The sequence below is a fragment of the Paenibacillus sp. FSL P4-0184 genome (assembly GCF_038004625.1).
In the GTDB taxonomy this organism is placed as follows: domain Bacteria; phylum Bacillota; class Bacilli; order Paenibacillales; family Paenibacillaceae; genus Paenibacillus_AQ.
Genome location: NZ_JBBORN010000001.1, coordinates 2901668 through 2915174 on the forward strand (window position 1 = coordinate 2901668; position 13507 = coordinate 2915174).

General features: G+C 42.4%; 11 protein-coding genes and 1 other annotated feature. Of the genes, 10 read left to right on the forward strand and 1 reads right to left on the reverse strand.

What is annotated here, in order from left to right:
• Positions 1-40 precede the first annotated feature (40 nt).
• The 7 genes from MKY52_RS12665 (at position 41) to arsC (ending at position 7430) form a co-directional block, all read left to right on the forward strand.
• A complete protein-coding gene (locus MKY52_RS12665; protein WP_341051593.1) occupies positions 41-568 on the forward strand; it encodes a DinB family protein in 528 nt (175 codons plus the stop codon).
• A 473-nt stretch (positions 569-1041) separates the two neighbouring features.
• Positions 1042-3003, forward strand: coding sequence for an ABC transporter ATP-binding protein/permease (locus MKY52_RS12670; protein ID WP_341051594.1), 1962 nt, complete (start codon positions 1042-1044; stop codon positions 3001-3003).
• Positions 3004-3030: 27 nt separating this feature from the next.
• Positions 3031-3699, forward strand: coding sequence for a response regulator transcription factor (locus MKY52_RS12675; protein WP_042191977.1), 669 nt, complete (start codon positions 3031-3033; stop codon positions 3697-3699).
• Positions 3700-5025, forward strand: a complete 1326-nt coding sequence (locus MKY52_RS12680) for a sensor histidine kinase (RefSeq protein ID WP_341051595.1) — start codon at positions 3700-3702, stop codon at positions 5023-5025. It abuts the gene before it with no gap.
• 258 nt (positions 5026-5283) lie between these two features.
• Positions 5284-5610 (forward strand): ArsR/SmtB family transcription factor, encoded by a 327-nt coding sequence (locus MKY52_RS12685; RefSeq protein ID WP_341051596.1) that lies wholly within the window; start codon positions 5284-5286, stop codon positions 5608-5610.
• A gap of 89 nt (positions 5611-5699) precedes the next feature.
• The gene (locus tag MKY52_RS12690) at positions 5700-6989 is read left to right on the forward strand and encodes an arsenic transporter (protein ID WP_339243534.1); all 1290 of its coding nucleotides are present in this window, start codon (positions 5700-5702) and stop codon (positions 6987-6989) included.
• Positions 6990-7010: 21 nt separating this feature from the next.
• Complete coding sequence (gene arsC / locus MKY52_RS12695; protein WP_341051597.1) at positions 7011-7430, forward strand: arsenate reductase (thioredoxin); 420 nt, start codon at positions 7011-7013, stop codon at positions 7428-7430.
• 88 nt (positions 7431-7518) lie between these two features.
• Here arsC and MKY52_RS12700 read toward each other — a convergent pair whose 3' ends face one another.
• Positions 7519-8730 carry an oxalate decarboxylase family bicupin gene (locus tag MKY52_RS12700; protein ID WP_341051599.1) on the reverse strand — a complete coding sequence of 404 codons (1212 nt, stop codon included), beginning with the start codon at positions 8728-8730 and terminating at the stop codon, positions 7519-7521.
• A 169-nt stretch (positions 8731-8899) separates the two neighbouring features.
• On the opposite strand from MKY52_RS12700, the gene MKY52_RS12705 reads away from it, so the two are divergent.
• From MKY52_RS12705 to MKY52_RS12715, 3 genes are all read left to right on the forward strand, one after another.
• Positions 8900-9754 carry a copper amine oxidase N-terminal domain-containing protein gene (locus tag MKY52_RS12705; RefSeq protein ID WP_341051600.1) on the forward strand — a complete coding sequence of 285 codons (855 nt, stop codon included), beginning with the start codon at positions 8900-8902 and terminating at the stop codon, positions 9752-9754.
• Positions 9755-9803: 49 nt separating this feature from the next.
• Positions 9804-11360, forward strand: coding sequence for an SAM-dependent methyltransferase (locus MKY52_RS12710; protein WP_341051601.1), 1557 nt, complete (start codon positions 9804-9806; stop codon positions 11358-11360).
• Between the two features lie 68 nt (positions 11361-11428).
• Positions 11429-11689, forward strand: a binding site (T-box leader).
• A gap of 74 nt (positions 11690-11763) precedes the next feature.
• Complete coding sequence (locus MKY52_RS12715) at positions 11764-13443, forward strand: glutamine--tRNA ligase/YqeY domain fusion protein (protein ID WP_341051602.1); 1680 nt, start codon at positions 11764-11766, stop codon at positions 13441-13443.
• Positions 13444-13507: the final 64 nt, after the last annotated feature.

Below are 13507 nucleotides of genomic sequence, written 5' to 3' on the forward strand. Positions count from 1 at the left end.
TAAATTTACAAGTTCGAAGATATGAAGGAGAGATCTCATAATGATCGACATGGACAAAATATATTTGATTACAGATATCCCCGGTTATTCACCACAAATTAGTCGTCTTTTATCCATGATGAACTATGCCAGACACACAACACTACAAGCCGTTGCAGGTCTAACAGTGGAACAATTGGACTACTTATTGGACCCAGAGAGCAACTCCATTGGAGCGTTATTATCACACTACGCTGCGGTAGAATATGCGTATCAAGTGGCAACGTTTGAGGGAAGAGATTTGTCTGAGGAAGAATTAACAATATGGGGGCCAGCGTTAAGCTTAGGAGACGAAGGGCGAGCGATGATTAAAGGGAATGATCTTAACTATTATTTAGACCGTTTAAATGAAGTAAGAGAAAGAACGTATGCATTGTTCGCAACCGTTGATGATGACTGGTTATATACAGAAGAGGAATTCTGGCATCACAAACAGGCGAACTACTATTTCATGTGGTTTCATGTATTCGAAGATGAAATTAATCACAGAGGCCAAATTAGATTGATACGAAAAAGAGCGCTAGCTTAAAGAAAGGGGAACATGAATGGAGTTATCTTAGCAGGGCTAATCTTTGATATCGTCTATTACACAGGTAAAGAAATTGGGCGAATGGACTATTATATGACTCACTAAATCCTTATAAAATGTGCCTAACAGAAAAAGGCGAATTCGACTCCATGCTGAGTGAGAATTCGCCTTTTTCTATGACTTGACCTAAAAATAAACGGAGGAGAGTTACGAAGGGGGAATTTGGAACAGTAGGAGCGGTAGCGACCGTCTTTGTCTCCGAATTTCATCCGCTAAGCGGTACAATTCAGGAAATTTGGATACAACAGCGGCCGGAAGTCCAAAAGTTCTCCGTAGTTACCACTCCCTCCTTAAATGTATTGTCTCAAGATGAGGAGGTTCTTCAGTTCATTATCAGTTCACATAAATTTGTTAGGATAGGCAACATCAAAGGAAGAGATAAAGAGCGTGACCCAGGAGAGGAAGAGATCGGAATGAACATATTAGAGGTTAAGAATGTTAAAAAATCGTATACTTTGTATGGTAAGGAAAAGGTTCCAGTACTCCATGATGTGAATTTAAGCTTTGAGACAGGTGAATTTGTCTCCATCCTCGGTGAGTCTGGTTGCGGCAAGTCCACACTAATGAATATCATTGGTGGAATGGACTCTGATTATGAGGGCGATGTCCTTGTTCGCGGGAAGAACCTAAGCAAGATGACCGAAAAGGAAATGGATGACTATCGCAAAAACAACATCGGCTTCGTATTTCAAAACTTCAATCTGATTCCACACTTATCAGTCTTGGAAAATGTTACGGTTGCGATGCAGATGACGAATACAAGCGAGAAGGAACGTAATAAGCGTGCTATAGAGATTTTGACTGAGGTAGGATTAAAGGATCATCTGAAAAAACGTCCGAATCAACTGTCCGGTGGACAGAAGCAACGGGTATCCATTGCACGCGCATTGTCGAACAATCCAGATATTATACTGGCAGATGAACCTACGGGTGCGTTGGATAAGGATACAGGTGATCAAATTTTAGTTTTGTTGGACAGCATAGCGAAAAGAGGAATCTTGGTCATTACCGTGACCCACTCGCAGAAAGTAGCTGATTACGGTAGCCGTATCGTTAAGCTTGAAGAGGGATTGGTAAAAGACGATATTCATTTGAAGGAACGTTCCATGGCTACCTACGATGGGGGAGAGGGTTCGGCCCGAAACCTCAGCTTAATGGCTTCTTTCAAAATGGCTCTTCAAAATATGAAGCTTAACGCCAAACGTAATGTATTGGTAGCATTGGGTGGATCGATAGGTATTTTAAGTGTACTCTTGATGCTTTCCTTAGGAAATGGGATTACGAGCTATATTAATAATGAAATAAATTCAAGTATGGACCCTTTACTGGTGGATATTACTAAGCCAAATCCAGAAGCCAAGGACATGAAGGGCCCAGAAGCGATGATGTTACCCGGCGTTACGTTTACAAAGGCCGATGTTGAAACGATTCGTAACCTTCCAAATGTAGATCATGTAGAGACCATAACAACCATTACAGGCAAATCTACCACGGTTTTTGGGGAACAAACGAGTAGTCTTACACAATTAACCACCTTAAACGATACGTTTGATAAAGCGACGATTAAAGCAGGGGCTTTACCGAAAGAAAATGAAGTATTATTACCAACGAAAATAGCGAGTCAATTAAGTGGAAGTGACCAACCAAATGCTATGGTAGGGAAGTCTATTCATCTGTATATTAATGAAATGGATGCTCAACATAAACCGATAACGTTGGAAAAAGAAATCACGGTCTCTGGTGTTTATGAAGCCACTGATCCAAGAGCGCAAATGTCACCAACAGGATATATTCCAACACAGACACTGGAGCAAATGTATACTGATAAAGGGATTACCATTGGCCCGATTCAGGTTAATGCTTTTGCAACGGATATGAAATATGTGAATGATATTAATAAAGCGGCTGTTGATGCGGGCTTCTCGGGCTCCCAAACGGCAAAAATCATGGAGCGTATCACGACTTATGTGGATATGGCTACGATCGTTCTATCTGGTATTGCAGGGATTTCGCTCATCGTATCAGGGATTATGATATTGGTTGTACTTTACATTAGTGTAGTGGAACGGACGAAAGAAATTGGGATCCTTCGTGCGATTGGAGCAAGAAAGAAAGATATCAAGCGAATATTCTTTTCCGAATCCGCATTATTGGGTATATTTAGTGGTGTCTTCGCAATAATCTTTGCAGCTATTATTAGCTTTGGTTTAAATATACTTCTGGAAAATGCTTTTGGCGTAAAGCTTATTAACTTATCTGGATCTTATATCGTATTCGGATTAGTTGTAAGTACAGGGATTAGTATTGTCGCTGGTTTGATGCCTTCATCGAAGGCTGCCAAGCTCGATCCAATGGAATCTCTGCGATACGAATAAATACAATGTTGGAAAGGAAATTGATGTATGAGCACAATTCTAGTGGTTGATGATGATTCCCATATCCGCAAATTAATACGATTATATCTTGAAAAAGATCAGTTTTCCGTAGTGGAAGCGGAAGATGGTCAAATAGCATTAGACATTCTAGCTCATACAAAAATTGATTTAGCGATTGTGGATGTGATGATGCCGCATATCGATGGTATTGAACTGACAGAAGATATTCGATCTTATATTGATATGCCGATCCTAATGGTTACAGCCAAAGGAGAGTCTAAAGATAAAGTCAGAGGATTTAATGCGGGGTCAGACGATTATTTAGTAAAGCCGTTTGATCCCATTGAATTGGTACTGCGTGTGAAATCTTTATTAAAGAGATATCATGTAACCCCTTCGAATGTTATTCAACTAGGGGGAGTAACAATTGATCTAGGGAATTTAACAGTCGCTAATGCCGATCAAATGGTTGAATTGAAAAAGAAGGAATGTGAATTGCTATTTGCTTTGGCGGGTTCGCCAAGGCAAATATTCACCCGCACTCAGCTAATAGAGAATATATGGGGAATGGATTATGAAGGCGATGAGCGGACGGTTGATGTGCATATCAAACGCTTGAGAGAACGTCTTGAACCCATCCCGCAGTTCATCATTTCTACAGTAAGAGGACTTGGTTATCGTCTGGAGCTAGCCTAGATGGTGAGAAAAAGTCTGCGTCTTCGCATCGTCGTTACGTTCATTGGTATTGTTTTAGTCAGTTTAATTATATCCTTTTTTCTTTTTATGCAGTTTTCAGAAAAAAATAATACCCCAAACCATATGTTTATTAATATTGCTAAAGATATAGCAAAGGTGACAAATCTAATAGATGATCCGGAAAAAGTAAACGCATTTGCAGATCTGCTTAATCGATTTGGTATAGATATAGCGGTTGTTAATGAGCCAAGTGAATCTGTTTTTTCTTTAGACAAGGAGAAAGTTGCTATCTTATTCAATTCCAACACAACCGATGCGGTCTTTCTATCGGGTAGGGGTGGACTTGCTATCGTAGGGGTTCCTAAGATAGATGATGGAAAAGGTGCTTTCATTATTAAGATTGATTTTTCATCGATTGTAAGAGGCTTGAGAATTACGCTTCTGTTTACACTGTTAGCTGTACTAATTATCGGAAGCTTGCTTATCTTGTTCATGTCCAGGTATATTGTGAAGCCTATTAAGAAGCTAACTGTTGCAGCGAAGGAAATGGCGTCAGGCAATTTATCTGTCCGATTGACTTATCGTAATAAAGATGAATTTGGTGAACTGATGGAGAGCTTTAATCGTATGGCAAGTGAGCTGCAGAAAATGGACTCAGTTCGTGATGATTTTGTCAGCAATGTTTCTCATGAAATGCAGTCGCCACTTACATCGATTAGAGGATTTACAAGAGCGCTGCAAGACGGTGTCATTCCATTAGAAGAGCAAAAAGAGCATCTGGATATTATCTATGAGGAAACCTTACGCCTATCTAGGCTTAGTGATAATCTGCTCCGATTAGCCTCACTCGATTCGGAACACCATCCGGTTAATTTCACCACATTCCAATTAGACGAACAATTAAGAAGAACGATCGTATTAGCGGAACCACAGTGGGCACGGAAAGACATTATGATTGAATTGGATTTATTGCCTTGCGAGATCACGGTGGATAAAGATTTATTTGATCAGGTCTGGCAGAACTTAATAAATAATGCTATAAAATATACGGGGCAAGACGGTACAATTCATGTTGAAATTGAGATGAACGCGCAATTTGTGAAGGTATATATCAAAGATTCTGGTAAAGGCATTCCTGAGGAAGCACTTCCGCTTATCTTTGATCGATTTTATATGGTGGAGAAAGCGCGTAGCAGCGCTCTTAAAGGGAATGGACTTGGACTTTCCATTGTGATGAAGATTCTGAAAATACATGATTGTAATATTGATGTGGAGAGTAAAGTTGGAGAAGGAACCCAGTTTGTTGTAACGATTCCTAGAACCTAAACCATATATTAAATAAGTCCATAGAAATAGATAAGGCTGATAGTTCTCGCGAGAGAGCTGACGGTCTTTTTTCATAAATATGATCTGACAGATTTACACGTAATATTAAGTCATATGAATAGTTAACGGACTGAATCAAAATATAAACTCTGAGAACAATTAAAAGAAGCGAGTACATAAAAGTCTTGCTTCTAAATGTCTAGTTCATTACAATATAAGTATTCGCTTATATAAGTGTTGGAAGGAGGAGAAGTAGGGATGCAGTCACTGACGGATATTGCAGATGATTTGAAGCTCTTAGGAGATAAGACGCGACTGGCCATGCTTTCACTTTTGAAAGAACGGGAATGGTGCGTGTGTGAATTCCTTGATATTTTTGATATATCCCAGCCGGCGATCAGTCAGCATCTACGGAAATTGAAGAATCGAGGGATCGTGAAAGAAAGCAAACGAGGGCAGTGGGTGCATTATTCATTAAATGTCGAGGATAAACCGCATCTTAGGGCTGTTCTTCAACAAATGCCCAGCTCAGCCGCGATATTGGCTAGTTTGAATAAAGAAGTTAAAGCACCGTGCTGCGACTAAAATATAGTTGTAGTTTTTTAGACTGTATATAACTATATAGTTATATGGTGATATAGGATTTATTCGTAGATTATAGGAGTGTTGAGAAAGTGGTCATTCTAGCCATACTTATTTTTATGGTAACTTTAATTTTTGTAATCTGGCAGCCTCGAAATTTATCGATTGGATGGTCAGCCTGCGGCGGAGCGATCATTGCTTTACTAGCTGGGGTAGTTAGCTTTAATGATGTCCTGGATGTAACACAGATGGTGTGGAATGCGACGTTGGCGTTTGTTGCAATCATCTTAATTTCCTTAATTTTAGACAGTATTGGATTTTTTGAATGGGCTGCGTTACATATGGCGCGAGCAGCACGGGGGAACGGAACACGAATGTTTGTCTATGTCATCGTTCTTGGTGCGTTGGTTTCTGCCTTTTTTGCAAATGATGGAGCGGCGCTAATACTTACCCCTATTGTACTTGCTATGGTTAGAGCGCTGAATTTTGATGAGAAAAAAGTATTTCCATTCATTATTGCTAGCGGCTTTATTGCGGACACCACTTCATTGCCGCTTGTGGTTAGCAATCTTGTGAATATCGTATCGGCTGACTTTTTTGGAATTACCTTTATGGAGTATGCGGGGAAAATGATTGTACCTACGTTATTCTCATTGATAGCGAGTATCGTGGTGCTTTATTTCTTTTTTCGCAAAAGTATTCCGAAGCGATTTAATGATTCCGAGCTAAAAGATCCGCAAGAGGCTATTAAAGATAAGAAGATGTTCCGATTATCATGGATTGTACTGGCTATTCTTTTAATAGGGTATTTCGTTAGTGGATTCTTGAAGATACCGGTATCAGTAGTTGTGGGAATCATTGCAATTTTGTTCATGCTCCTCGCGAGAAGAAGCCCTTCCGTCAAGGTGAAAGAAGTGCTTACAGGAGCACCTTGGGCGATTGTGTTCTTCTCCATTGGAATGTATGTTGTGGTATATGGACTTCGGAATGCGGGTCTAACTGATCTACTCGCTAAGGCGATAGGAATGATTGCTGATCAGGGTCTATTCGCTGCAACTATGGGTATGGGGTTCATTGCTGCATTGATCTCATCATTGATGAATAATCTGCCTACTGTAATGATTGACGCACTCGCAATTGATGCAACGCATACAACCGGAGTTATTAAAGAGGCATTAATATATGCGAATGTTATAGGTTCAGACTTAGGCCCTAAAATCACCCCGATTGGCTCACTAGCAACGCTGTTGTGGCTCCATGTGCTTTCGGCCAAAGGTGTGAAGATATCCTGGGGAACGTATTTTAAGACAGGCATTATATTAACTATCCCAACGTTGTTTATTACACTTTTAGGTCTTTATCTGTGGTTGTTGATTACTTAATTTGAAAAGGGGAAGATCAGGATGAACAAGAAAACGATTTATTTTTTATGTACAGGAAACTCTTGCCGGAGTCAGATGGCTGAGGGCTGGGCGAAGCAATATTTAGGGGGAGAATGGAACGTGTACAGCGCTGGAATTGAAGCCCATGGTCTAAATCCAAAAGCTGTACAAGCTATGAGCGAAGTAGGCATAGATATCACTGGACAGACCTCGGATATGATTGATTCTAATCTGCTGAATAATGCTGATTTAGTCATTACGTTATGTGGGGACGCTGCGGATAAATGTCCAATGACGCCTCCGAAGGTCAAACGGGAACACTGGGGCTTCGATGATCCGGCAAAAGCGCAAGGGACCGATGAAGAGAAGTGGGCAGTGTTCCAGCGTGTGCGTGACCAGATTGAGGAAAGAATCAAACGATTTGCGGAGACCGGCGAATAGTACCAGGTAAAGCATCCTATTCTTTTAAAAATATAAGAAAGTATAAGTTTCACACTACACCTTATCCTTATATTTCTCGCAAAAACGCTTACCGTCCTTTAGGGACGTCGGAGGCGTTTTTGCTTGTCTTAGGATATTTCACAGCGGGCCATTTCACTTTCCTTAAGGCGTTCATTACCTCTGGTCCAACGTTCAGGTTACTTTGAACCAATTCATGGGGAGTGAGAGCCATCCATTGATTCAGAGAAACGTCGGCAAAACGATCGCTTTTGAACATTTCAAGGAACCATAAGGAGTCGTCGCCTGTATTCTGAATATAATGTCCAAACGCAAAAGGAACATATCCTACATCGCCCGCTCTGTAGTTGAAGGTGCGTGCTACACCATTTCCAGCGAATACGGTCATGCGTCCTTTTCCGGTAAGATAATACTGCCATTCATCGTTATTTGGATGCCAGTGCAGCTCTCTCATCCCTCCGGGTTCAATTTCTACCAATGCGGCAGCTACGGTTTTGGAGATGGGAAAGTTACTGGAATCGACTATTCTGACGCTCCCGCCGGGAGTCTTCAGCGGAGGTTGAGCTAATAAAGAATGTTTAAAGGTTTGTGGGATCTCTCCGTATGGAGATTCTACCTTTTGACTTTGCAATGAACCCGGAACCTGATCCTGATAAATATAGACCTGTTCGGTGGGAATAGAGTCAAATGCAGCGGCAGGCACCCCAAAGTTAGCCGAAAGAACTTCTTTAGGAGTATGGGCAAACCAATCGGAAATGGACAAGGTGTTTAGATCAGAGAAACTTCCATCGTCGAATACAAGCAGAAACTCACAGCCTTCTTCAAGACCTTGTATAGAGTGGGGAATACCTGGCGGAAAATACCATAGATCACCTGGCCCCACATCTGCTATGAAGTTTCGACCATTTTGATCTACGGCAGTAATTCGAGCTCGACCTAGCAGCATATAAGACCATTCCGCTTGCTGATGCCAGTGGAGTTCACGAACTCCACCGGGGGTTAGGCTCATGTTGACGCCAGCTAGTGTAGTGGCGATGGGGAGGTCTCTGACCGTCACCTCTCTCGACCAGCCACCATGATTAAGCTGCATATGTGCATCGGAGAAAGAGAATTTTAAATTGGGGACGAGACCGGCATCGGTCACGGGAGGGACAAACATGTCGGGATTCTCCAAATCCCGCATTATATCACGTGGTCCTTTATCTAATCCCCCTGCGCCATCGCTTCGAATGGGCTGAGGGATATTTGTCTTTCTTGGCGAATCCTGTCCATCTGCAGTCATCCATCGCACTCCTTTCATGATTCTAAATAACTCAATGAAAATATATGCGGAATCCTGTCTTATATGATGAATAACAGAAGTGGAACAAGTTGACATGCGCAAGGGGATCATTGATTATTACTAATAGAGGCTTTGTTCTAGACGGAGTAGAGAGGGAGAGGGGTTTGAGATGAATCACATTAAGGAGTCCTTACAACGATTAGGGAGAATAAGAGCTTATGTCATAGGTCTATTGGTAATTATGTTCGCCGCGGGTTCCGCGGTTACACCTACATCGGTGTCGGCGGCTGTTCAGTTAGGGACTCAGGTAATGCCACTGTCATATGGGGGGTATTACGTCCTTTTTCCAGGTAAACTCGCTCCTTATTTTAAATCAGGTAAATTAATGGTGCCGATTCGGGCTTTCTCGAGTGCGATTGGTGCAGATTTGCTCTATGACGCATTAACGAACAGCGTTACGGTTTCACTACTGAATCGCTCTGTAGGGAAGATTAAAGCAGGGCAGCTAGAGGCAGAATTCAATGGGGAGACAGAAGATTCATTAGGGATCGCCCCAGAGATCAAGGACGGAATCCTGTTTGTTCCAGCATCCCCTATTCTAGAGGGGTTAAAGACATTTCGCTGGGAAACTCAGTTCAATAACGTGAATAAATTAACCCTTGGCATTGGCGCCAGAAAAGGGGAGGAATGGGCAAAGCCTGAGGCGGATCGAGCGCTTGCCCCTTACCCAGTGGAAACAACAGCACATCCATATCCTTTATATCCGTTTAAGCTAACACAGACTCAATCTGGGAAAGAATACAGACTAACCTTAGGCGTGCAAAATACCTCTGGTTTTGTTATCCCTAAAGGTAATGCGGAACTGGAGCTGGTGAGTGTGGACAGTAAAGGGAACTCTTACTACCAAACGTTAAAAGGACCTGACTCTTTAACCTCCAAGGCGGCATTATTATCATTTTCCGTTTCCATTCCTACAGAGGCTGAATACGTCATTTTCAGATCACGTACATTGAGAGCGGAATAAGTATCATAGGTGTTCTAACAAGATATACAGAGAGCAGGTTAAGAAATAGATGACAGGTAACGAAGGGCAGCACTATCGCTTCAGTGAAGCACCCATTTGGGAATTGCAGCGGGCTTATTATGAAGAACAGGGATTAAAGGCTTGGAATAATGATCAGGTTCCGCAGTATATTACGAGTAATCCTATGATTGCGACAGCATATGCGGAAATGATCTTCGGATTCCTGCAAGATCGGGCTGGACAAGGACATCTCTCTGAAACAGTCACTATACTGGAATTGGGAGCTGGGGCGGGTCGGTTAGCGTTCCATATCCTTAAGAAGCTATGCGAAATCATAGATTATGCGGGGACTCCACTTCCTCCTTTTCGTTATGTGATGAGTGATTTACCCGCTAAAAATATAACCAGCTGGCAGCAGCACCCAAGCTTACTTCCATTCGTAGAGCAGGGTATTCTGGATTTCGCACGTTTTGATGCAGTACAGGATACTGAACTGTATTTAGTGCACGCTAAGCTCAGCATCAAACCTGGTGATTTACAGCAGCCGCTGCTACTTGTAGCGAATTATTTTTTTGACAGTATCCCGCAGGAATTAATTTATGTGGATGAAGGTAAAATATTTGAATGTGAGGTGTCGATTCAGTATTCAGAGGCTGCAGGATCGGACAACCCCTCTGATGTACTAGGTTCAATCATCCCACAGTATCATTATGTTCGAGCGGCTAATTACGAAGTGGAAACCTTTCCCTATCAAGATGTTATAAAGCTCTATCAGCAGAAGCTGGAGGATTCCCATATTCTGTTTCCTGTGGTGGGGCTTACTTGTCTGGAGCGGCTTGCTAGGTTGTCTAAAGAAGGTTTCGTACTACTAACAGCAGATAAGGGAGATCACCGTATCGAGAATTGGGAATTTGCCGAGCCACCTGAGCTTATTCATCACGGAAGCTTCTCCTTAACGGCGAACTATCATGCGATTCAGCATGTGTTGGAGCAAAAAGGTGCTCAATCCTTATTTACCACACATCACTATAAAAACTTGAACATCGGATGTATTCTTATGCTGGAAGCGCCGATGAGCTATACGAACACTCGGCTGGGCTACAAACGCTTTGTAGAGCGTTTTGGTCCGGATGATTTCTTCAGTATGAAGGAATGGGGCGACCATCAATTAGACGCTATGGAGATACAGCAAATTTTGGTCTTTTGGCGATTAGGCGGGTACGATGCGGAATGGTTTATCCACAGTGCTGAACGGATTTCTGAGCTATTACCCACTGCAAGTGATGAAGAAATGCTGGATCTTCAGCAGGGGATACGATTAATGTGGACAGGTTACTATCCGATGGAACAGAGCTATGACCTATCACTGGATGCCGGGTTACTGCTGTATGAAATGGATAAGTTCGAGGAGGCGTTAGCCTACTTAGAGCGGTCTATGCATGTCAATTCGGAAGAACCATTAGCCTCGGTGCTTTATAGTATGGCGATTTGTAATTATGAGCTTGGAGCTGAAGGGGCTGCACTGGATTACGCGCGTAGAGCTTTTGCTGTAGAGCCGGATAATGAAGTAGTGTTGGAACTAATAACGGCTCTGAGCGAGGATTAAATCGTAAGAAGACAGAAGTACAGCACCATTTACACAGGACCATCTATTTGGTATCCTATACAAAATAATTAAACGCGATGACGAGAAGAGTAAATAAAATCATTCCTTCACAGAGAGCCCTGAATGATGAGAACAGGGTAAGGGAGATTTTATCGAAACAAGCCTCTGAGCGGCATATCGGAACCGATAAACGGGGATGGTATGACGGGAGCTCCTGTTATAGAGCTAGAGTATAAGCGCTGCGTAAGCTGCATTGCCGTACTTGATGAGATTAATATGGCGACATATTAATGAACCTGGGGTGGTACCGCGAGAATTTCGTCCCCAAGACCATAAGTCTTGGAGGTGAGGTTCTTTTTATTTTACAGAGGCGGATATCACTTATAAACAGGAGGTAATACCAATGAACAAGGAACCAGAAGTATTAGCAGAGAGTTACATCGACAGATTGATTCAAGAAGAGCTGAAAGCTGGGACTTACAGTAGAGATATTTGCACGAGATTCCCACCGGAGCCTAATGGGTATCTGCATATTGGCAGTGCGTATGCTATTCACACGAACTATACGACGGCGAAAAAGTATGGCGGGAAGTTCCATTTGCGGTTCGATGACACCAATCCTTTAAAAGAGGATCTGGAGTATGTAAATGCTATTTGCGAAGATATGCTATGGATGGGCTACCCGCCAGACCATACTTTCTACGGATCAGACTATTCGGAAAAAATATATAATAGCGCGGTAAAGTTAATTCAAAAAGGAAAAGCCTACGTCTGCGATTTATCACCTGAAGAGGTGTCAGCTTATAGAGGAACGCTTACGGAGCCGGGAAAGAACAGCCCTTATCGGGAGCGTTCTGTGGAAGAGAATTTGAAGTTATTCACGGAGATGAGGAATGGAACCTATCCGACGGGAGCCAGAGTATTACGGGCCAAAATAGATATGAGCTCACCTAATATCAACTTGCGTGATCCAGTGATTTACAGAATCATTCATGCGGAGCATTATAGAACCGGCAACGATTGGTGTATCTATCCGATGTATGATTTTGCCCATCCTATACAAGATGCGATCGAAGGGATTACGCATTCCCTGTGTTCCATTGAGTTTAAGGATCATCGACCACTTTATGAGTGGGTACTGAATGAACTGGATACCCCTGAGGCTCCAAAGCAAAGGGAGTTCGGACGCGTGAATATCACCGGCGTCGTTACTAGCAAACGGTATATTAGACAACTGGTTACAGGACATTATGTGGATAGCTGGGATGATCCAAGACTTCCAACGCTTCGCGGACTGCGGAGAAGAGGTTTTACGCCGGAGAGTATTCGGAATTTTGTGAAGGAAATTGGTTTTGTTAGAAATAGCACCATTGTAGATATTGCCATGTTAGAACATTCGCTTAGACAAGATTTGAAGGCGAAGGCAACTAGCGTGATGGCTGTTCTAAAGCCTCTTAAGGTGGTTATTACTAACTACCCTGAGAATCAAAGCGAATGGCTGAAGATTGAGAATAACAGTGAGGATAAGACGCTAGGGGAAAGGGAAGTTCCTTTTTCACGGACGCTTTATATTGAACAAGAGGATTTCATGGAGGAGCCACCCAAAGGTTATCACAGGCTGACTATAGGGAATGAGGTTAGGTTAAAGGGCGCCTACTTCATTAAGTGCAATGAAGTGCTCAAGGACGAAGCAACTGGAGAAGTTATAGAGCTTCGCTGCACCTATGATCCGAGAACGAAGAGTGGAAGTGGATTTAATGAACGGAAGGTTAAAGCGACTATCCACTGGGTATCGGCAGAGCACGCGATCAAGGCGGAAGTTCATCTATATGAGCGGTTGCTAAAAGATAACGACGGTCCTAAAGAAGAGGATGAGCGCTGGGACGCGTATCTTAATCCAGATTCCCTAACCATTCTGAAGGATTGTTTGTTGGAGCCTTCCATGGCGAGTGCACTTCCAGAAGATAAATTTCAATTCATCCGGCATGGATTCTTCTGTGTGGATAAGAAATATACCACAGCAGATAAGCTGGTACTGAACCGAATTGTGCCGCTGAAGGATACATGGAAGAAAAATTCGTAATTCACAGCACATCCTTTCTCCACAACTTTTCTTTATGATATAGAGGTCATAATGAAATTGTAGG